This is a genomic window from Bacillus sp. FSL W7-1360 (assembly GCF_038592975.1).
GTDB classification, from domain to species: domain Bacteria; phylum Bacillota; class Bacilli; order Bacillales; family Bacillaceae_D; genus Shouchella; species Shouchella lonarensis.
Genome location: NZ_CP151950.1, coordinates 1,608,172 through 1,630,106, shown reverse-complemented (window position 1 = coordinate 1,630,106; position 21,935 = coordinate 1,608,172). Strand labels below are relative to the sequence as shown.

The window sequence follows — 21,935 nt, the reverse complement described above, 5'->3', positions numbered from 1 at the left end:
AGAAAATCACTCCTTTTGTCCATTATAAGCGACAATTAAGACGGTGAATAGCAGGAAAAACGTCGTTTAAGCACGAAGAAACAAGAGAGAGGTTATTTTTATTACGGAGGAGATGTTTCAACAATGAAAGTCAGTTACCACGGACATTCTGTCGTTCAGATTGAGACAAACGGGTATCATATTTTGATAGACCCATTTATTACAGGAAATGGCTTGACGCAGTTAAATGCTGATACGATTGCACCTGATGTCATTTTATTGACGCACGGACATAATGACCATGTTGGTGATACAGTCGCCATTGCGAAGAGAACTGGTGCGCTTGTTGTTGCTGTTTTTGAGCTAGCAACTTACTTACGCTTTCAAGGAGTGGAAAATGTTCATGAAATGTCTATTGGCGGTGCACATCAGTTTGATTTTGGGCATGTGAAGTTTACCCAAGCGTTTCACGGCTCTAGTTTTATTGAAGAAGAATCAGGGAAGATCGTATATACAGGTATGCCAGGTGGTATTTTATTTACAGCAGAAGAGAAAACGGTGTACCATGCAGGAGATACGGCGTTATTTAGTGATTTAAAGCTCATTGGGGATCGTGAGAAAATTGATGTAGCGTTTATTCCAATTGGTGATAACTTTACAATGGGACCAGGCGATGCCAAAATTGCCGCCTCCTGGTTACAAGCAAAAAAAGTTGTGCCTATTCACTACAATACTTTTCCGGTTATTCATCAAGATGCAGCTGCCTTCGTTGACAGTTTACCAAAAGGTCAAGGAGTCATGCTTCATTCAGGAGAAGGGTTACGCGTGTGACAACGAAGGGAGGAGAACGTTGTTTAAAATGGCAGCGTTCTTTTTTATCGTTTTGTGCATAATGTATAGGACGAGGAGGGGATGAAACGTATGAAAATAAGGGCATTGATGTGTTTGTTTTTTGCGATCGTCATGGTTGTGTATGCATGGGATCGCTTACCGCTTAATGGACAAGGGTTAGAAAAAGTTTTTGCACTGTCTTGGCTCTCCTTTGCGGGTCTAGTCATTGGTGGCAACATTGTCGCCATAGCGAGACGAGGAAGAAAAAGTACGCAGGCAAAACAGGAAGTTGATAACGCGCGCGCCGTAAAACGCGCACGTCAATTTGGTTGAGGTATTGCTTCTGGGTGTGTTTCGGTCGTATACTGTAGAGAAGAAACATTGAAATCATGAAAGTGTGGTGCCAACGTGGCGACGAAACATGAACAAATTTTGACATATATCGAGCGTCTCGAAGTAGGTGGGAAAATCTCCGTACGTCAAATTGCGAAGGCGTTAGCGGTGAGTGAAGGGACTGCGTACCGGGCGATTAAAGAAGCGGAGATGCAAGGACTCGTGTCAACGATTGAACGTGTTGGGACAGTGCGAATTGAGAAGAAAGAAAAAGATAACATCGAAAAGTTGACGTATGCGGAAGTCGTTAACATTGTTGATGGACAAGTATTAGGTGGGCGAACGGGCTTGCATAAAACATTAAATCGTTTCGTCATTGGTGCGATGAAGATGGAAGCGATGATGCGCTATGTTACAGCTGGCAATTTGCTTATCGTTGGTAACCGTGATCAAATTCATCAAATGGCACTTGAGGCAGGTGCGGCCGTGCTTATTACAGGCGGGTTTGAGGCGAGCACGGATTGTGTAGCACTTGCGGATGAGCTAAACTTGCCGGTCATTTCTACTTCTTATGATACATTTACAGTGGCGGCAATGATTAATCGGGCGATCTATGACCAATTGATAAAAAAAGACATTGTGCTGGTGGATGATATTTTAATCCCGTTACAGGATACGTATTATATGACAACAACAAATACGGTTGAGAAATGGCATGAGTTAAACGAACGGACAGGCCATGGGCGCTACCCTGTGGTCAATGAGCAGCTGAAAGTGCAAGGAATGGTTGTAGCAAAAGATGTATTATCTGTGCCAAAACATATATTGATTGAAAAAGCCATGACAAAAGATCCAATTACTGTATGCGAACGTACTTCAGTCGCAGCAGTCGCTCATATTATGGTTTGGCAGCGGATTGAATTGTTACCTGTTGTGGATAGCCATCGTAAATTGGTTGGGGTTGTAAGTCGGCAAGATGTATTAAAAGCATTGCAAACAACACAGCGTCAACCACATGTTGGCGAGACGATCGAGGAAATTGTGACGAGGCGGATGGAGGAAAAGAACGACGGGTATATATGTGAAGTTATCCCACAAATGACCAATCATGTTGGGACCATTTCATATGGTGTTGTCACGACGATGATGGTCGAAGCAGCCCGTCGTTTTATGCAAAAGCACCGGCGTGGAAATATCGTTGTAGAAAATATTAATTTGTATTTTTTGAAGCCGGTGCAAATCGAAAGTTTATTGATGGTCATTCCCCAAACGCTAGAGATCGGGCGTAAACATGGGAAATTCGAGGTTGCGTTGTATCGAGAGCAAGAGCTTGTAGCGAAAGGGATGTTAACCGCGCAACTGATTGAATAACGAGTGAGACGTCTAGTCCAACTGTTTCATGTAATGTTTGTGTGCTTTGAAATGGTAGATCGTATGAATGCTGCCGATCAGGAGGAAGACAGCGCCGACAAAAAGTTCGGTTTTCCCATAGGACGCAAAAAATAGGAAATTGATACCGAGAAATAATAGTGCCGCTCCTAATGCGAGTCGCGCACGTACTTCGACGATCCGTTTTTGTAAGGAATCCGTCATACATAGTGAGCGGACACGTCCAATGACATAAAACAAGCATGAACCAATGACAAAAATGATAAGTAAACGAGCCAAAAGAATATACCTCCTTAAAAACTGTATCTCTATGTATTGTAGCGTTCGTGTGTAAAAAAAGAAAGAGGCGATGAAATGTTTGAACAAATGATTTCAGCGATTAAAGCGTATACGACGATTGTGATTCATCGTCATGTTCGTCCTGACCCTGATGCACTTGGATCGCAGTTAGGATTAAAATCGCTCATCCAGGCTGCTTACCCTGAAAAGAATGTGTATGCGGTTGGCGAGGAAGAAGTGTCATTACACTTTTTAGGACGTATGGATGTTATTACAGATGATGTATATAAAGATGCGCTCGTCATTGTGTGCGATACAGCAAATACAGCGCGTATTAGTGATGAACGATTCCGTTTGGGAGCACGTCTGGTCAAATTTGACCACCATCCAAATGAAGAACCATATGGAGACGTCCTGTGTGTTGACACGTCGGTCAGTTCGACGAGTGAACTTGTCGTCGCTTTAGCCGAGCATATGCCAGAACTCACGATGACGAAAGAAGCGAGTTTGTTACTGTATGGCGGGATTGTTGGTGACACGGGACGTTTTCGTTTTCGGAATACGACAGCAGGAACGATGCGTCGCACTGCGTTATTGCTAGAAACAGGTTTTGATAGTCAACGATTTTATCGGCGGTTGTACGAGCGGAGCATCCATATGATCCGCTTAGAAGGGTATGTGCTGCAACACTTTGAGGTAATCGATGGGAAGGTTGGTTTCATGCGCTTATCCGCTGAGATATTAAAACGCTTTGAAGTAACCGCTAATGAATCGTCGTTATTGGTGAACTGTTTTGCTGACTTGTCGGGTTTACAAGTGTGGGTGTTTTTTGTGGAAGAAGCAAATGGGACAATTCGTTGTAGGTTACGCTCCCAAGGTGTCGTTATTAATAATGTTGCGCAAGCATATGGCGGGGGAGGACATCCTGTTGCAGCAGGTGCAAGTGTAAACTCATGGGAAGAAACAGAAGAGATGGTTGCAGCGCTTATTGCTGCATGTTCTTAATATCATACGCAACTATGGAAATGCCTTACAAACGTTTGAATATTTCGCATTCTTATTTTAGCTATAGATGCATATATAGAAGGGAGCCCAGTAAAAAGCGTGTACTTATGACACGCTTTTTACTTAAAAATGGGCGTTTTTTTGGAAAGAGAGGTGTAAGTAGCAGAAAAGACATGAAGAAAGGCATCATTTGTTGTTCATTTTTTGTTCTCGCCCACACGATTTTTGTATCTATGTATAAGATGTAGAGCAGTCCAAAAAAGGAGGTGCAGATAGGGTGGATACATCATAAAACGCGTGTATGTGAGGGAGCAATAAAAGAAAAGCGGCAAATTAATATCTGATTTATTTATTTTTTAAAAATAATAAATAAAGGGGTTTTTGATGTTGGGATTAAATAAACATGTAAAGAGATTTGTCGGTGTTGCACTTGCATGTATACTCATTCTTAGTGGTGGTCAAAGCTTTGCAGCGACAACTTCAGCAAAAGGTGAATATTTGATAGGCTTTAAGAATGGTGAGCGTGCTCAAACATTGCAATTACTTGCTGATGAAGGTGTGAAAGTGCATCATCAGTTTAAATTTGCTGAAATTGCCCATGTTACTTTACCAAATAATGTAGCGCTTAGTCTTGAAGAACATGAGTCGATTGCTTTCGTGGAGGAAAATGCGGAAATGGTCGCTTATGCGCAACAAGTACCATATGGCGTTACAAATATTCGGGCGCAAGAAGTGCAACAAAGCGATGGCAACAAAGGTGCAGGTGTCCGCGTTGCTGTACTTGATACCGGCATTCAACATCATGAAGATTTGGCAGTAGCTGGTGGTGTGAGTTTTGTGCCATCAGAATCTAATTACCAAGACGGTAACGGTCATGGGACACATGTTGCTGGCACAATTGCGGCATTAGACAATCAAATAGGTGTGCTTGGAGTGAGCCCAGACGTTGAATTATATGCAGTAAAAGTTTTGTCCTCAAGTGGAAGTGGCACATTAGCTGGGATTGCTAGAGGCATTGAATGGGCTGCGGATCATGATATGGACATTGTCAATATGAGTTTAGGAGGAAGTTCTGGTTCGCAAACTTTGGAACAAGCAGTCAATTATGCACACGGTGAAGGCGTGACGCTAGTAGCTGCTGCTGGAAACTCAGGATCATTTTTATGGTTTAATACCATCGGCTATCCTGCCAAATATGAGAACGTTATTGCTGTAGGGGCAGTCAATGAAAGTAATGCTCGGGCTTCTTTTTCTAGCGTTGGTGATGAGTTAGATGTTATGGCACCAGGTGTCGATGTACTCAGTTCTCATTTAAATAACGCATACCAGTCATTTAGCGGCACTTCGATGGCTTCCCCACATGTTGCTGGTGCAGCAGCGCTGTTGCTAGCAGATGATCCATCCTTGTCAAATGAGGATATTCGCGGGTTGTTACGTGATACCGCAATTCCATTAGGTAGTCATTTTTATTACGGCAAAGGTGTGATTGATGTACGGGCAGCAATTGATGCAAATTAAGATGGTCACGTATCTTTTACAGAAATAATTTCCATATCTATTTGCAAGGTTGTATAAACGTAAACGCTACGCATGACAAGGGTGTACTTTGTTCCATTCACTTCATACGTCTTGTTTTCAATTGCGCCGCGTAGTACATCCTTGACATGTTCAATGGTTTCGATGTTCACACCTTGTAATTCAACGAGCTCTTGCAGCACTTGCTGCTTGAGCTCATACAAATGAAGTTGACTCAGTCGGTGCTTGTCACTATTAATAATAGAGACAGACACCTTTTGTATAACCAACTTGTTAGCATTTTCTTCATTTTGAAGGCGAATATCTTCAATCAGCCTCGTATTTTCCTGCTTAAGAAAAGAAATTTCACTTTCTTGGCGGGAAAGATCAGTAGAAAATTGGTCATAAGACGCACCATATTCAGTAACAAAAAATCCCCAGCCTATAAAAATGCCAAGTGCAATCCCCGCAAAGAAGCGGAGCCAACCGCGGTGTTTCTTATAACGTGGGACAAGCATTATACAGGATCTCCAATGATCCAACGTAGCAAAATGGTTCCTGATTGTGCACCGCAAAAAGCGACAAGTAACATCGCTAACGTTTTATAAATATCTTCATGTACCCCACTAAAGAGCCCATTTTCAATTCGGGTGATGGCATCGAACGACCCACCGATTGCTGCAACAATCGCCCAAATTTTTAAACTGCCAGCAATTTTATCTATTTCCATTAAAATAGGTTTGCCAATTAAAAATGCGCCAATTCCACCAATCAATGCGCCCCCAATCATGACACCGAAAGCAATAAAGAAATTCATAACAAGTGTCGCGAGCATCTCTTTTGTTAATAGCACAAACGCCACCCCCATGTGACAAATCGGACGTTTCTATCTTATGGTCTACTATATGGACGACTTGATTGAAATATGATTGTTGATCATCAGGACTTTCATCTTTAGGAAATTCATACTACACTAAGGAGAGAAGAAGTGAGGAAGTGATAAGATATGCGTGCGCTTGTAACCAATATTTATAGTGAATACAGTTTATTGCAGTCGACTAATCGGATTGACGAGCTTGTGTCACGGGCAGCGCATTTAGGATACGAGGCGCTTGCATTAACAGATAAACATGTACTGTATGGAAGTGTCCCTTTTTTTCAAGCATGTCAGCGCGCTGGTGTCAAGCCGCTTCTCGGGTTGGAAGTATCCGTTTCCTATGGAGAAGCGGTTGTCCCAGTGCAATTAGTTGCGAAAAATGAGATAGGTTATGCGCAGTTACGAAAATTCGCCACAGAGCTCGGCTGTACAAGTGGGGTACAAGCATTATCATTGGATCATTTTCAGCAAGGAAGTGACGCTTGCTTTATTTTTATTGGTGAGAGAGCATTAGGGCGAGACCCATCACAATGGTGGCAGCGTTGGTGTAGTCTCGCTCAAACCGGTCATGCTTTTTTTGCAGCTCGCGGAGCCGAAATTGATCAGGAAGGGATTGCTTTTGCGAAAAAAAAGAGGTTACCAATCATTGCCGCGCCATCCGTTCGGTTTTTATGTGAACAAGATGAACCTGTGTATCAACTGATTCGTGAAATGGCTCATGATAAAGGGGAAAATAAAGACGAACTATCTTCTTGTATGCCTTCACAGACACAATTAACAGCGCTATTTCCAGAGGAGCTTGGTGTGCTAGCTCATATGAAAGAAATTGCCGTCAATGCAAACGTCACATTGAAGCTAGGTGTCCCACATTTACCGACATATGACAACTTAAGTACGACCGAAGCAATGACGTACTTAAAACAGCAGTGTGCACGTGGTGTCAACGTGCGTTATGGGCAACTGACAAAAATAGTGCACAAACGCCTGGCGCAAGAGTTACGTGTCATTGAAGAGATGGGTTATGCATCTTATTTTCTCATTGTTGCGGACTTTGTCGGATACGCACGGCAAAAAGGGATGCTTGTTGGACCGGGACGTGGTTCAGCGGCAGGTTCGCTTGTAGCTTATGTGTTAATGATTACCGATGTTGATCCGCTTGCACATGGCTTAATGTTTGAACGCTTTTTAAACCGAGCGCGGGCGACATTGCCGGATATTGATATTGATTTTCCTGATTATCGTCGAGAAGAAATTATTGCGTATGTGCGTCGTCGTTTTGGGAAAGAAAAAACGGCTCAAATTGTCACCTTTGGCACGTTTGCAGCGAGGGCGGCAATTCGTGCTGTAGGAAAAGCCCAGAAGCTTCCTGATGAGTGGGTTGGAAAAATAGCAAAAGCAATTGTCCCAGCGTCGTTAACCATACAGGAAGCGGTCGAGAAAGGTATTTTTCGTCAATATGAGTGTCGTGCGTTAGATGAGCTGCTGTACTTTGCGCGCCAAATTGAAGGTTTACCGCGGCACGTATCTGTCCATGCTGCGGGGGTGATTATTGATGACCGTCCCCTCGTTCAGACGGTAGCACTCCAGAAAACGGAGGATGGACAACTTATTACGCAAGCAGACATGTATAGTTTAAATGAATTAGGGTTAATGAAGTTTGATTTGCTCGGTTTGCGCAATTTAACGTTGCTTGAGCAAGTATGTAGAAATATTGAGGCAATGACAGCGAAAAAGATGCGTGTCACAACGATCCCCCTGAACGATCAAAAGACTTTTGCAATGTTGCGAGAGGGTCGCTCAACGGGTGTGTTCCAACTAGAATCTACAGGGATGCGTCAAACATTAAAACAACTTGGTCCAACTGAATTTGCAGACATTGTGGCGACAAGCGCGCTTTATCGTCCTGGACCGATGGAAGTAATTCCAACATATATTGCGGGGAAGAAAAATCCGGCTGCAGTCACTTATATACATGAAGATATTGCCCCAATCTTATCGTCTACATATGGGGTGATTGTTTATCAAGAACAAATTATGCAGCTTGTGCAGGTGATTGGACGCTATACGCTTGCGGAAGCAGATATTTTCAGGCGAGCAGTCAGTAAAAAGCAGCAAAAAGTGATGGAAGAACAACGTGGGGAATTTATTCGCCGTGCGCAAGAAAATGGATACAGCGAAGCCGTCAGTTGTGAAGTCTTTGCCTTTATTGAGCGTTTTGCTCGCTATGGTTTTGTAAAAAGCCATGCGGTTGCCTATAGTTTTATTAGTTACTGGCTTGCTTATTTAAAGGTTCATTACACACCTGCTTTTTACGCAGCGTTGTTGTCGTCTGTATGGCAAAACCATGCTAAATTATATGCATATATAAATGAAGCAAAACGTGATGGGTTGAAAATTTTACCGCCGTCAGTACATGAGAGTGATGCGTTCTTCACTGTCCAAGGGAGTGCGATTCGTTTTGGGCTTTTACCGATTGCAGGCGTGAGCAAGCCGGTTGTCAGTGAGATCATTTCATGTCGCAAAAAAAAGCGTTTTGAAGACCTGTTTGATTTTTATGCACGCATGCCCACGAAAGTTGCCACAACCCGAGTGGTTGAAGCGCTAATTAAATCAGGAGCGTTCGATGAATTTGAGCAACCACGAGAAGTGTTGCTCGCGAATATGGAGAAAGCGGAGACTTTTGTTAAGCAACTACGATCATTTGAAAAGTCTTCAGCAGGATTGTTCACATTAAGACCGATGTCACCGGGTTATACAACAGATGTGGAATTGGATGATCGGGATTATTTAAGCGATGAGCGAGAAGTACTAGGATTTTATTTATCAGGACATCCACTAGAAAATGAGCAAGAAAAGCTGGAACGTTTTGATCGCGTGATGCTCCGCAGTTGCCGACCATCACGGGAAACCGTTCGAATTGCTGCCTGGATTCGTTTGGTGCGTCAAATTACGACGAAGTCTCATACAAAAATGGCATTTGTCCAAATGAGTGATGAGTCAGATGAGGGAGAAGCAGTTATTTTTCCAACCGAGTGGGAAAAGTTTCGACATTTGTTTGTTCCTCATGCCTTGCTATTTATGGAGGGGGTATTGGAGGAGCGTAAAGGAAAAAAACAATTTGTTGTCCAAAAGGCGCTTGACATTACCTTAATAGAAGCTGTTCGACCGACACATACGTTATATATTCGCCTCCCACAAGCGCTGGACACGCCAACACGTTTTAGCGATATGACGTATATTTTGCAACGAGATCAAGGGACAACACCGGTTATTTTATACCGGGAACAAGAGGGAAAACCACGTCAATTGGAAGATATTTATCGTGTGGCACCAAAAGAAGGGACATTGCGCCTCTTAAAACAAATGCTTGGGGAGAAAAATGTGGTACTCCAGAAGTCGGAGTGAAGGTAGATTTCAGGAAGGAAGGTATGAGTGGAAAGCCTTTGTGTACTTCTGGAGACGCCATGTTGATCTCTGAATGGAGGTTGGCTTTTGTGGTAAATTTGTTTATAATAGAAACCGTACATTTTTTAGTGGTCTGACCAGTGTGGTCGAAAATAAAGGAGAGAACAACGTGCCAACGACAAGAGAAGAAGCACTGCATATGCATCGCACAAATCAAGGAAAACTAGCAACAGTCGCAAAAGTGCCAGTGAAGGATGCCAATGATTTAAGCTTGGCATATTCACCAGGTGTCGCTGAACCATGCAAAGAAATTTTTGAAGACGTGGAATCGGTATATGAGTACACGATGAAAGGGAATATGGTTGCTGTTGTTAGTAATGGGACAGCGGTACTTGGGCTAGGAAATATTGGTCCTGAAGCTTCTTTGCCGGTGATGGAAGGAAAAGCAGTTTTGTTTAAATCATTTGCAGGCGTGGATGCTTTCCCGATTTGCTTACGTTCAAATGACGTCGAAGAAATAATTCAGACCGTCAAGATGCTTGAACCGACATTTGGTGGAATTAACTTAGAGGATATTGCAGCACCAGACTGCTTTGTCATTGAGGAACGGTTGAAAAAAGAGACAAACATCCCTGTGTTTCATGATGACCAGCATGGTACAGCAATTGTGACATTAGCAGGGCTTATTAATGCTTTAAAGTTAAATGGGAAAAAATTGTCCGAAATTAAAGTGGTTGCAAACGGTGCGGGAGCGGCTGGGATTGCGATTATTAAACTCATGTTGCGTATGGGTGTACGTGATGTGATTATGTGTGACACGAAAGGTGCAATTTTTGAGGGACGGACGTATGGAATGAACGCTGTGAAAGACGCCGTTGCTCGGCGCACAAATCGTGATAAGGTTGAAGGAACACTCACAGATGTCATGAAAGGTGCAGATGTTTTTATTGGCGTGTCAGTTGCTGGAGCAGTCACCCCAGAAATGATTGCAAATATGAATGAGCACCCAATTATCTTTGCAATGGCGAATCCTGTGCCAGAAATTATGCCAGAGGATGCAAAGGCAGCAGGCGCTTTAGTCATTGGTACGGGACGCTCTGACTTCCCTAACCAAGTGAACAACGTGCTAGCCTTTCCTGGAATTTTTCGTGGGGCGCTTGATGTGCGGGCAACACATATCAATGAAGAAATGAAAATCGCGGCGGTGTATGCGATTGCCAACCTTGTGTCTAAACAGGATTTGTCAGTCGATTATGTGATTCCCGCGCCGTTTGATTCTCGCGTTGCCCCAGCTGTGGCAAGTGCAGTTGCCACAGCTGCAATGGAAACTGGGGTGGCCCGGTTGCGCGTCGATCCAGAAGCAGTTGCTGAAAAGACAAGAAGGTTAACGATGATCGATGAGTGAGCGCAGGTGATAAAAGCGAATGTCAACAAAACAACCAAAACGATATGTTGAAATTATTCAAGCGCTTAGCGAAATGATTCAACAAGACGATTTAAAAACAGGTGATCGCTTGCCTTCAGAGAGAGAACTTAGCGACAGGTTGTCTGTTGGTCGTTCTTCTATTCGTGAAGCACTGCGAGGGCTCGAACTATTGGACATTATTGAAACCCGCCGTGGTGAAGGTACGTTTATGAAGGCGCCCTCTAGTTACCGTCTTGTTGACTTACTACTGTCGTTTCTGTTAAAAGATGAAAAAGCGATGCAGGATTTAACAGAGACAAGGCGAATCATAGAGTTACAGGCACTACAACTTGTATGTAAGCGGATAACAGCGGCTGATTTGGATAAATTAATATTACTGACCTCTTCACGCAGAGAGGTTTCTCTTGAAGAGGATTACCTGTTTCATGAAACGATTGTAGCAGCGTGTGGGAATACATTGTTACAACACTTGTGGAAATCGCTCGTTGCTTTTCACCGAGAGGCATTAAAGCATGCCACGCCAAATAGAGAAGTGCGTACGCTATGTGCGCGAACGCATGAAAAAATTGTTGAGGCAATAGCAGGTCGTGATGCGCCTCGTGCATTGCGTATCATGGCAACACATTTAGAAGAAAGCCCTTTTTAAGAGCAATTTGGTTGATTGCGCACGCATCAAGATGATTGAAGTGAGGAGCGATACATGTGTTGAAGGATATATTTACAAAGAAAAAGAAAAAGCGCCGGTACGCGACAATCCCCTCAGAAAGAGCGAAGCAAGAAGTGCCAGAAGGGCTCATGACAAAGTGCCCATCATGCCGTACGATCATGTATACGAAAGATTTGAAAAAGAACTTAGCGGTGTGTCGGACATGCGGTCATCATCATCGTATGACAGCAAAGGAGCGTATTGCTGTTTTAGTCGATGCGGGAACATTTAAAGAGTACGACCAAGACTTAATTGGGAAAAATCCACTCGATTTTCCTGGATATGAAGAGAAGTTGGCAAGTGATCAAAAGAAAACGGGTCTAAATGAGGCAGTTGTCTATGGTACAGGTAAGATCAATGATTACCCAATTGTCATTGCAGTCATGGATGCGAACTTTCGAATGGGAAGCATGGGTGCTGCTGTTGGCGAAAAGCTTACCCGTGCAGTGGAAAAAGCGATTGAAACGAAGTTCCCACTGTTAATTTTCTCTGCCTCAGGCGGTGCACGTATGCAAGAAGGCATATTAAGCTTAATGCAGATGGCGAAAACAAGTGTTGCATTAGAGCGTTTAAATCGTGCTGGAGGACTGTTTATTTCTGTCATGACCCATCCGACAACCGGTGGTGTGTCCGCAAGCTTTGCTTCACTTGGTGATTATAATTTCGCAGAACCAAAAGCATTAATTGGCTTTGCCGGGAGACGTATTATTGAACAGACGATACGTCAAGAATTGCCTGATGACTTTCAGACAGCTGAATTTTTATTAGAACATGGGCAGCTTGATCGCGTTGTTCCTCGATTGGAAATGAAATCTTTATTAACAGATGTACTTGCCATACATAGTGTAGCAGGTAGGAGGGGTTCACCGTCTCATGTTAGCGGTTAAATATGCCAAAATGATAAGGGGGAAGTGGAGTGTCCTCAGAGCAACCATTTGAACAACCAGTAATCGATTTACAAAAGAAAATTGCAGATTTGCGCGCATTTGCCACGGAGCGTGATCTAGATTTGAGCCGTGAGATTGAAAAGATGGAGCAGCGACTTGCTGTGCTAGAGGAAGATGTATATGAAAATTTGCAGCCGTGGGATCGGGTGCAAATTGCGCGTCACCATCACCGACCAACAACACTTGATTATGTCGCAGAATTATTTGATTCATTTTTAGAAATGCATGGTGACCGTCTTTTTGGTGATGATCAAGCAATCGTTGGTGGGATTGCACTGTATAAAGGTCAGCCTGTCACGGTCATTGGTCATCAGCGCGGAAAAGATACAAAAGAAAACATTCGTCGTTTTTTTGGCTCGCCTCATCCCGAAGGGTATCGGAAAGCGCTCCGGTTAATGAAGCAAGCTGAAAAATTTGGTCGCCCCATCATTTGCTTAATTGATACAAAAGGCGCATATCCGGGTAAGTCTGCAGAGGAACGTGGACAAAGTGAGGCGATTGCGAGGAATTTGTTAGAAATGGCGGGATTGCATGTGCCGACAATTAGTATTGTAATTGGCGAAGGAGGTAGCGGTGGTGCGCTTGCTTTAGGTGTTGCCGATCGCATTTACATGCTAGAGAATGCAACATACTCGGTTATTTCTCCAGAAGGTGCGGCAGCGTTGTTATGGAAGGATGCGACACAGGCAAGGAGAGCGGCAGAAACGATGCGCATTACAGCCCCTGATTTGTTTGATTTAGGTATTATTGATGCCATTATTCCAGAGCCACGCGGTGGCGCACAAAAAGACATTGTGAAGCAAGCAAAAGCCATTGCTGATGTGTTAGACACTTCTTTAGCAGAATTACAAGAAAAGCAAGTGGAGACATTATTGAATGAGCGCTATGATAAATTCAAAAAAATGGGTGAGATTGCTCAGAAAGTGAGCACAATAGCAACAAAGTGAACATTGTAAGCTTAGAGTGAGACAGCAACGGAGGGAAAAACTTTCGTTGCTGTTTTTATGTTTGTGCGCAAAGTAGGTATTTAATAGATTTTTAGAAATGAGAGGACAAGCGCCGCCTCATGAGAGAGGGTCTTGACATAGTGTATCTTATTCTCGAAAAAGGAGGTGTTTTTAAGATGATAGACAAGAATTTTTTATCTCTTCCAATAGAGGTGGAAATCATTCCATTAGGAGGGAGTAAAGAAATCTCTTGCGGTCCAGACAATGTGACACAAACATGGAACTTGACACCAGGAACAACGTATATTTATACGTGTCTTGATCCTAACAACGTTGAAACCATCTTAGGCGCATATGCGTGTGGTGTCATTGGTGGCGCAATTGTCATTCAACGTGTACCACCAGGTCTAAAGGCGGTATTGAAATGTGGCGGTGGTGCATAAGGGAAATGGAGAGCAATGTAAAGTTATGCCGTAATTATGATGATCACTGTGGCGGCATATCCTCTTCAGTATGGCTATCAGGTGCTGGCATGCTTTACTTGTCAGTACCTCTTTTTTATTGCACATAGAAAATGTAAGTAAAAAATATCCAGCCCTTGTGTTCCTTTAGGCAAAATGGTATGTTTATGGCAGAGGTATATCGTTATAAGACGTTTCACCAGTGGTTACATAAAGAAAGTGTGAGGAGGTTAAAAATTTGAAACGGATAGGCGTATTGACAAGTGGTGGTGACTCCCCTGGAATGAATGCCGCGATACGAGCAGTTGTGCGAAAAGCAATTTACCATAATATGGAAGTATTTGGAATCTCCTATGGCTACCATGGGTTAATGAATGGAGAGATACGTAAATTAGAAATTGGCTCTGTAGGTGATATTATTCATCGCGGTGGAACAATTCTGTACACAGCTCGCTCAGAAGAATTTAAAACGTTGGCAGGACAAGAAAAAGCAATTGCACAATTAAAACGTCTTGGCATTGAAGGACTGGTTGTCATTGGTGGGGACGGGTCTTATCGTGGTGCAGAGAAATTAACATCACATGGATTCCCTACGATTGGTGTACCTGGCACGATTGACAACGATATCCCTGGCACGGATTTCACAATTGGGTTTGATACAGCGTTAAATACTGTCATTGATGCGATTGACAAAATTCGTGATACAGCAACCTCTCATGAGCGGACATGTGTCATTGAAGTGATGGGACGTCATGCGGGTGACCTTGCGCTCTGGTCAGGCTTGGCAGATGGGGCGGAGACAATTATGATTCCTGAAGCTGACTATGATATGGAACAAATTGTGACGCGCTTGAAACGAGGAGAAGAACGGGGTAAAAAACATAGCATTATTGTCGTTGCTGAAGGTGTAGGTAGTGGATATGATATGGCTGAGCGTTTGAAAAAAGAAACAAATACGGAAATACGTGTGACGGTGCTAGGTCATGTTCAACGAGGCGGTTCGCCAACGGGGGCAGATCGCGTACTTGCAAGCCGATTGGGTGCCAAGGCGGTTGATTTGTTGTTAGACGGTGTTGCTGGTGTTGCGGTAGGGATTGAGCGTAACGAACTTGTACATCATCCAATTGCAGATGTATTAAACAAGCCACATTGCCCCAATTTACAAATGTATCAATTGTCACAAGAACTTTCTATATAAGACGAGAAAGATCATAGAAACAGGAGGAAAACATGCGGAAAACAAAAATTGTTTGTACCATCGGTCCAGCAAGTGAAAGTGTTGAAAAATTAACATCTTTAATTGAGTCAGGAATGAATGTGGCGAGGTTAAACTTCTCGCACGGTGATTTTACTGAACATGGACAGCGCATTAAAAATATTCGTCAAGCGGCAGCAGAAACTGGGAAAACGATTGCGATTTTACTTGACACAAAAGGTCCTGAAATTCGTACCCAAACAGTAAAAGGTGGTGCAGTTCCACTTGAAAAAGGGTCTCAACTTGTCATTTCAATGACAGAGGTGGAAGGAACAAGTGAAAAGATTTCAATCACGTATCCAGGGCTAGTAGACGACGTAAAAATTGGTGACTCGATTTTACTTGATGATGGTCTCATTGGTCTAGAAGTGACAGATATTCGCGCAAATGAGATTGTAACAACCGTTCGTAATAGTGGTGTGTTAAAAAATAAGAAAGGGTGTAATGTGCCAGGTGTACGGGTCAAATTACCAGGGATGACCGAAAAAGATGCGGCTGACATCGCTTTTGGTGTTGAACAAGGTGTTGACTTTGTCGCGGCCTCTTTTGTTCGGCGTGCATCAGATGTGCTCGAAATCCGCGAATTGCTTGAGCGTAAAGGTGCTGCGCATATTAATATCATCCCGAAGATTGAGAATCAAGAAGGGGTCAACAATATTGACGAAATTTTAGCTGTATCGGACGGTTTAATGATTGCACGCGGTGATCTAGGGGTAGAGATTCCAGCCGAGGAAGTCCCGCTTGTTCAAAAACAATTAATCAAGAAATGTAACGAACAAGCAAAACCGGTTATCACAGCGACACAAATGCTTGACTCGATGCAACGAAACCCGCGTCCAACACGGGCTGAGGCGAGTGATGTTGCAAACGCGATTTTTGACGGGACAGATGCAATTATGCTTTCAGGTGAAACAGCAGCAGGTGATTACCCTGTTGAAGCTGTACAAACAATGCATACAATTGCAAGTCGAACAGAGCAAGCATTGAACTATGAAAACATGCTCCGCAAAAAAATGCGCGAACAAAAAGTGACGATTACAACATCAATTGGACAGGCTGTTGCATACACTGCTTCAACATTGCAAGCAGCAGCAATTTTAACTGCGACAGAAAGTGGTCATACGGCGCGAATTACTTCGAAATTTCGTCCAAAATCACCCATTATTGCTGTGACAGGAAATGACCATGTTTCGCGGAAATTGGCGCTTGTATGGGGTGTTGTGCCGCTTCTTGGTCGTGCAGCAAAGACAACGGACGAGATGCTCGAGTGTACGGTTGAAACGGCTGTTGCGTCCGGTCATGTGAAGCAAGGGGAACTGGTCGTCATTACTGCAGGCGTACCTGTCGGTGAATCAGGGACGACAAACCTCATGAAAGTTCATATGTTGGGTGAAGTCGCTGCAAAGGGTCAAGGGATTGGTCAGTGCTCTGCCGCGGGTAAAATTGTCGTTGCAAGATCAGCCGAGGAAGCAAATGAAAAAGTGAACAATGGTGATATTTTAGTCATGGGTGCAACGGACAAAGAGATGATTCCGGCGTTTGAAAAGGCAGGTGCCGTCATTACAGCTGCTGGTGGTCTGACTTCTCATGCAGCCGTTGTTGGGCTTAACTTGAGTACGCCTGTGGTTGTTGGTGTGGAACATGCATTAACGTTGTTTAAAGACGGGGATGAAGTGACCGTGGATGCCGTCAGTGGTAATATTTATAGTGGACATGCCAGTGTGCTATAATTAAAAATCGATGAGGGCGCAACCTTGGATGGCGTTTTTATAGGAGATAAGCCAAAATGCTGGTGAGGATGGGGAGGAGACAGCGCCTCCCTTGCACTCTTCGAATGAGTAAACAGAAAAGTAGGGATGGATGATGAGGAGAATCATATTTGCTTGTGCCATCGGCTTCCCGTTGTTGGAGTTAGTGCTCATCGTTTTATTGAGTAACTGGCTTGGCGTTTTTTCAGTGATTGCACTCATGTTTTTGACGGGGACAATAGGCGTGATATTTGCAAAGCGCCAAGGGCTACAAACATTGCGATTAGCACAGTTACAAATACAACAAGGACAGCTTCCGAGTGGTGCACTTTTAGACGGGGTTTTCTTATTTATGGGTGCGCTGCTACTTATTGTTCCGGGTTTCTTAACCGATTTAATAGGATTATGTTGTTTATTACCTTATGTGCGAGGATGGCTGAAAGCTTTTGTTGTGACAATTTTTCAACGGATGGTTGCGCGCGGTCAGTGGATTGTCGTAAAGAGAAGATAAGGAAAAAAATATGGAAGATGTAGCTGAATGTTTGTATCTATGATATGATAGTACATGTTTGAATTGCTAGGAGGAAAAACAGTGTTATCACAAGGTTCATGGTTTCTGTTGTTGCTTATGGCAATAGCGATTGTCGCAAAAAATCAATCGTTACTCATTGCGGTTGTCATTTTGCTGGTCATCAAATGGACACAACTTGGTGATAAGTTATTCCCTCTTTTGCAAACAAAAGGCATCCATCTAGGCGTCTTAATCATCACGATTGCTGTACTCACGCCAATTGCGACTGGAGAGATCGGTTTTAAGCAACTCATTGAAGCAACAAAATCGCTGTATGCGTGGATTGCGCTTGGGAGCGGGATTGCTGTCGCCCTAATTGCGGCGAGCGGATTGGACTTATTAAAACAAGATCCTCATATTACCACGGCATTAGTACTTGGTACAATTATTGCTGTTTCTGTCTTCCACGGTGTTGCCGTTGGACCGCTGATTGGAGCTGGCATTGCTTATTTAACAATGAGAGTGATCCAGTTTTTTGCACAATGGGGTGGATAAATGTATCGTGAGGATAGGCGTGAATCAAGGGGTGGACAATCTTATATAGGCATAAAGGAGCGAGGAAGATGACGACAACGCGCGGTTTAGAAGGGATTGTAGCAACACAGTCAAGTGTGAGCTCAATTATTGATGATGAATTAACATACCAAGGCTATGGCATTGATGATTTGGCTAACCATGCTCGTTTTGAAGAGGTTGTGTACCTGCTTTGGAACGGCGTACTTCCAGCGAAAGAACAATTGCAATCGTTTTCAGACGAGTTACAAAAAGCAGCATTTGTTCCGAAAGAAATTTTTGAGCAAATGAAAGCCTATCCAATCACAACAGTGCACCCAATGGCAGCGCTAAGAACAGCCATCTCTACATTAGGTCTTTATGATGAAGAAGCTGAGGAGATGAATGGGGAAGCGAACTATCGCAAGGCGATCAAACTCCAAGCCAAAATCCCAACCATTGTTGCTGGATTTGAGCGCATTCGTTCGGGGAAAGAACCTGTTGAACCTAATCCAAATTTATCATTTGCAGCCAATTTCTTATACATGTTAAACGGTACAGTGCCAGATGAGCTATCCGTACGTGCATTTGATAAGGCACTTGTCTTACATGCCGACCATGAATTAAATGCATCGACATTTACGGCGCGCGTATGTGTTGCGACATTGTCAGATGTATATTCTGGTCTCACAGCAGCGATTGGTGCACTAAAAGGACCATTACATGGCGGTGCCAACGAAGCTGTGATGAAAATGCTCGTTGAAATTGATGAGCTAGAAAATGTAGAACCATATATTCGCGCAGCGCTCGATCGTAAAGAAAAAATTATGGGCTTTGGACACCGTGTATATAAAAATGGTGATCCACGTGCGAAGCATCTGCGTCAAATGTCAAAGGAACTCACAGATGTCATAAAAGAATCAAAATGGTACGAGATGTCATTAAAGATCGAGGAAATGGTTACGAAAGAAAAAGGACTATTGCCAAATGTTGATTTTTACTCGGCAACAGTCTACCATAGTTTAGGGATCAAACATGATTTGTTCACACCAATTTTTGCAATTAGCCGAACGTCTGGTTGGCTCGCACATATTTTAGAGCAGTATGAAAACAACCGTTTGATTCGTCCACGTGCAGAGTATATCGGTCCTGACAAGCGGTCTTTCCCGAAAAAGTAATTATTGGTATGAACGAATGTTAAATCGTATTTGTAACGGAGGAGGTTTTTTTCATGACAGCAGGAGAAAAGATTCAGACAAAAAATGGTGTTTTACAAGTGCCAAATGAGCCGATTGTTCCCTTTATCGAGGGAGATGGGACAGGTCCAGACATTTGGGCAGCAGCTTCACGTGTATTAGATGCAGCGGTAGAAAAAGCGTATAATGGTGAGCGTCAAATTCATTGGAAAGAAATTTTAGCGGGTGAAAAAGCGTATAATGCAACCGGAGAATGGTTGCCAGCGGAGACGCTTGAAGCAGTACGCGAATATTTGATCGCGATTAAAGGCCCTCTTACAACACCAATTGGTGGGGGAATTCGGTCGCTAAACGTTGCGCTCCGTCAAGAACTCGATTTATACACATGCTTGCGTCCAGTGCGTTATTTTACGGGCGTGCCATCGCCAGTAAAACGTCCAGAAGATACAAATATGGTCATTTTCCGCGAAAATACAGAGGACATTTACGCTGGGATTGAGTTTCAAGAAGGGTCCGCAGAAGTTCAGAAAGTGATTGACTTCTTAAAAACGGAGATGGGTATTCAAAAAATCCGTTTCCCAGAAACATCAGGAATCGGTATTAAACCTGTATCAAAAGAAGGAACAGAACGTATCGTCCGTTCAGCGATCCAATATGCGCTAGATGAAGGCCGTAAGAGTGTAACGCTTGTTCATAAAGGGAACATCATGAAATTTACAGAAGGTGCCTTTAAAAACTGGGGTTATGAGCTAGCTGAACGTGAATTTGGCGCGAAAGTATTCACGTGGGCACAATATGACAAGATTGCTGAGGAGCAAGGAAGAGAAGCTGCCGACCAAGCACAAAAAGAAGCAGAAGCAGCGGGCAAGATCATCGTAAAAGATGCAATTGCAGACATCTTCCTCCAGCAAATTTTGACGCGTCCAAAAGAGTTTGATGTTGTGGTGACGATGAACTTAAACGGCGACTATATTTCTGATGCACTTGCTGCGCAAGTAGGCGGTATCGGGATTGCACCAGGAGCAAATATTAACTACGATACAGGGCACGCAATTTTTGAAGCGACGCACGGCACAGCGCCGAAATATGCGGGCTTAGATAAAGTGAATCCTTCTTCTGTGTTGCTTTCTGGAGAGCTGCTCCTTCGCCATCTTGGTTGGACAGAAGCAGCAGAACTGATTATGGCTGCAATGGATAAAACGATTGAAAGCAAAGTTGTCACATATGATTTCGCTCGTTTAATGGATGGTGCAACCGAAGTATCATGTTCTGGGTTTGCAGACGAACTCATTAAAAATTTGTAGTCAAATTTTGATATAGAGAGTGGGCTTGGACTAGTCAGGCTCTCTCTTCTCTTATAAAAAATAGAAAACGTTATGGGAGTGTGTGAAATGGCCATTAAACGGAGAAAAGTGTCAGTAATTGGTGGCGGATTTACTGGAGCAACAACGGCGCTAATGATTGCCCAAAAGGAATTAGGCGATGTTGTTCTTGTAGATATCCCGCAGATGGAAGGCCCTACAAAAGGGAAAGCACTTGATATGCTTGAAGCAACACCTGTACATGGCGCGGATGCAAATGTGATTGGTACATCTGATTATGCAGATACGAAAGACTCTGATGTTGTCGTCATTACAGCTGGTATCGCCCGTAAACCAGGCATGAGCCGCGATGATTTAGTGGCAACAAATGCCGGGATTATGAAAGCCGTTACAAAAGAAGTTGTAAAGTATTCGCCAAATGCGTACATTATCGTGTTAACAAATCCAGCAGATGCAATGACATATACTGTGTATAAAGAATCAGGATTTCCGAAGAACCGTGTCATCGGTCAATCGGGTGTCCTTGATACCGCCCGTTTCCGCACATTTGTGGCTCAAGAATTAAACGTATCTGTAGAAGATATTACCGGCTTCGTACTTGGTGGTCACGGTGATGATATGGTGCCACTCATTCGTTATTCTGCTGCAGGTGGGGTACCGCTTACTTCTCTTGTCTCACCAAAGCGCTTAGATGCTATCGTAGACCGCACGCGTAAAGGTGGCGGCGAGGTCGTCGCTTACCTTGGAAATGGTAGTGCATACTACGCACCGGCTGCATCATTAACGCAAATGGTCGAAGCGATTTTAAAAGATAAAAAGCGGATCATCCCAACAATTGCTTACTTAGAAGGTGAATATGGATTTGATGATATTTATCTTGGTGTCCCTACAATCCTTGGTGGCGACGGGATTGAAAAAGTGATTGAACTAGATTTAACAGAAGAAGAGCAAGCACAGTTAAACCAATCAGCAGAATCAGTCCGGAATGTAATGGCGGCATTGCCAAAAGAATAGTAGAAAGCACACCGATTTGTTAAGGAGTCGATCCGAGTGCGAATCGGTGTTGTTATTTTTTAGCTATTTTGATGGTTGCTTTTACAACTGGGATAAACGTAGATGAAAAGACCGCAAGTGATCATAATCACTCACGGTGCTAGCTAGAGGACAGCCTCATAAGGAAAAGAAGTAACTCCTCGAAAAGAGGGGGTTACTTCTTTTTTGTTGCTTAAAGAAAGAGAGATTGTCACATCA

General features: G+C 43.4%; 21 protein-coding genes. 18 read left to right on the top strand and 3 right to left on the bottom strand.

What is annotated here, in order from left to right:
• Positions 1-123: 123 nt before the first annotated feature.
• The 3 genes from NSQ26_RS08320 (at position 124) to NSQ26_RS08310 (ending at position 2,514) form a co-directional block, all read left to right on the top strand.
• Positions 124-810, top strand: a complete 687-nt coding sequence (locus NSQ26_RS08320) for a metal-dependent hydrolase (RefSeq protein ID WP_090774493.1) — start codon at positions 124-126, stop codon at positions 808-810.
• Positions 811-891: 81 nt separating this feature from the next.
• Positions 892-1,143: a hypothetical protein gene (locus NSQ26_RS08315; RefSeq protein ID WP_141769827.1), complete on the top strand. Its 252-nt coding sequence runs from the start codon at positions 892-894 to the stop codon at positions 1,141-1,143.
• 75 nt (positions 1,144-1,218) lie between these two features.
• Positions 1,219-2,514 carry a DRTGG domain-containing protein gene (locus NSQ26_RS08310; protein ID WP_499717821.1) on the top strand — a complete coding sequence of 432 codons (1,296 nt, stop codon included), beginning with the start codon at positions 1,219-1,221 and terminating at the stop codon, positions 2,512-2,514.
• Positions 2,515-2,526: 12 nt separating this feature from the next.
• Here the strand turns inward: NSQ26_RS08310 and NSQ26_RS08305 are convergent, their stop codons facing one another.
• Positions 2,527-2,811 (bottom strand): YtpI family protein, encoded by a 285-nt coding sequence (locus tag NSQ26_RS08305; protein WP_499717820.1) that lies wholly within the window; start codon positions 2,809-2,811, stop codon positions 2,527-2,529.
• A gap of 75 nt (positions 2,812-2,886) precedes the next feature.
• Between NSQ26_RS08305 and NSQ26_RS08300 the strand changes: the two genes are divergently transcribed.
• Positions 2,887-3,816 carry a DHH family phosphoesterase gene (locus NSQ26_RS08300; protein WP_499717819.1) on the top strand — a complete coding sequence of 310 codons (930 nt, stop codon included), beginning with the start codon at positions 2,887-2,889 and terminating at the stop codon, positions 3,814-3,816.
• Positions 3,817-4,203: 387 nt separating this feature from the next.
• Positions 4,204-5,334, top strand: coding sequence for a S8 family peptidase (locus tag NSQ26_RS08295; RefSeq protein WP_499717818.1), 1,131 nt, complete (start codon positions 4,204-4,206; stop codon positions 5,332-5,334).
• Between the two features lie 5 nt (positions 5,335-5,339).
• Here NSQ26_RS08295 and ytrI read toward each other — a convergent pair whose 3' ends face one another.
• The gene (ytrI, locus tag NSQ26_RS08290; RefSeq protein ID WP_090774499.1) at positions 5,340-5,849 is read right to left on the bottom strand and encodes a sporulation membrane protein YtrI; all 510 of its coding nucleotides are present in this window, start codon (positions 5,847-5,849) and stop codon (positions 5,340-5,342) included.
• Positions 5,849-6,199 (bottom strand): YtrH family sporulation protein, encoded by a 351-nt coding sequence (locus NSQ26_RS08285; protein WP_090774500.1) that lies wholly within the window; start codon positions 6,197-6,199, stop codon positions 5,849-5,851. The genes ytrI and NSQ26_RS08285 overlap by 1 nt, the downstream gene beginning before the upstream one ends.
• Positions 6,200-6,337: 138 nt before the next feature.
• On the opposite strand from NSQ26_RS08285, the gene NSQ26_RS08280 reads away from it, so the two are divergent.
• The 13 genes from NSQ26_RS08280 (at position 6,338) to mdh (ending at position 21,698) form a co-directional block, all read left to right on the top strand.
• Positions 6,338-9,613, top strand: a complete 3,276-nt coding sequence (locus tag NSQ26_RS08280; protein WP_499717817.1) for a DNA polymerase III subunit alpha — start codon at positions 6,338-6,340, stop codon at positions 9,611-9,613.
• A gap of 199 nt (positions 9,614-9,812) precedes the next feature.
• Positions 9,813-11,018, top strand: coding sequence for an NADP-dependent malic enzyme (ystJ, locus tag NSQ26_RS08275; RefSeq protein WP_499720020.1), 1,206 nt, complete (start codon positions 9,813-9,815; stop codon positions 11,016-11,018).
• Positions 11,019-11,037: 19 nt separating this feature from the next.
• Entirely contained in the window at positions 11,038-11,685 is a 648-nt protein-coding gene (locus tag NSQ26_RS08270; protein WP_499717816.1) for a FadR/GntR family transcriptional regulator, read from the top strand.
• Positions 11,686-11,741: 56 nt separating this feature from the next.
• A complete protein-coding gene (accD, locus tag NSQ26_RS08265) occupies positions 11,742-12,632 on the top strand; it encodes an acetyl-CoA carboxylase, carboxyltransferase subunit beta (RefSeq protein ID WP_499717815.1) in 891 nt (296 codons plus the stop codon).
• Positions 12,633-12,661: 29 nt separating this feature from the next.
• Positions 12,662-13,639 carry an acetyl-CoA carboxylase carboxyltransferase subunit alpha gene (locus NSQ26_RS08260; RefSeq protein WP_499717814.1) on the top strand — a complete coding sequence of 326 codons (978 nt, stop codon included), beginning with the start codon at positions 12,662-12,664 and terminating at the stop codon, positions 13,637-13,639.
• A gap of 176 nt (positions 13,640-13,815) precedes the next feature.
• The gene (locus NSQ26_RS08255) at positions 13,816-14,082 is read left to right on the top strand and encodes a hypothetical protein (protein ID WP_090774506.1); all 267 of its coding nucleotides are present in this window, start codon (positions 13,816-13,818) and stop codon (positions 14,080-14,082) included.
• A gap of 256 nt (positions 14,083-14,338) precedes the next feature.
• Positions 14,339-15,298 (top strand): 6-phosphofructokinase, encoded by a 960-nt coding sequence (pfkA, locus tag NSQ26_RS08250; protein WP_090774507.1) that lies wholly within the window; start codon positions 14,339-14,341, stop codon positions 15,296-15,298.
• A 32-nt stretch (positions 15,299-15,330) separates the two neighbouring features.
• Positions 15,331-17,085: a pyruvate kinase gene (gene pyk / locus NSQ26_RS08245; protein WP_090774508.1), complete on the top strand. Its 1,755-nt coding sequence runs from the start codon at positions 15,331-15,333 to the stop codon at positions 17,083-17,085.
• A gap of 133 nt (positions 17,086-17,218) precedes the next feature.
• Entirely contained in the window at positions 17,219-17,614 is a 396-nt protein-coding gene (locus NSQ26_RS08240) for an FxsA family protein (RefSeq protein WP_176763733.1), read from the top strand.
• Between the two features lie 54 nt (positions 17,615-17,668).
• Positions 17,669-18,169 carry a DUF441 domain-containing protein gene (locus NSQ26_RS08235; protein ID WP_090774510.1) on the top strand — a complete coding sequence of 167 codons (501 nt, stop codon included), beginning with the start codon at positions 17,669-17,671 and terminating at the stop codon, positions 18,167-18,169.
• A 68-nt stretch (positions 18,170-18,237) separates the two neighbouring features.
• Positions 18,238-19,344, top strand: a complete 1,107-nt coding sequence (citZ, locus tag NSQ26_RS08230) for a citrate synthase (protein WP_090774511.1) — start codon at positions 18,238-18,240, stop codon at positions 19,342-19,344.
• A gap of 23 nt (positions 19,345-19,367) precedes the next feature.
• A complete protein-coding gene (icd, locus tag NSQ26_RS08225) occupies positions 19,368-20,666 on the top strand; it encodes an NADP-dependent isocitrate dehydrogenase (protein WP_499720019.1) in 1,299 nt (432 codons plus the stop codon).
• Positions 20,667-20,753: 87 nt separating this feature from the next.
• Positions 20,754-21,698, top strand: coding sequence for a malate dehydrogenase (gene mdh / locus NSQ26_RS08220; RefSeq protein ID WP_499717813.1), 945 nt, complete (start codon positions 20,754-20,756; stop codon positions 21,696-21,698).
• The last annotated feature ends 237 nt before the right edge of the window (positions 21,699-21,935 follow it).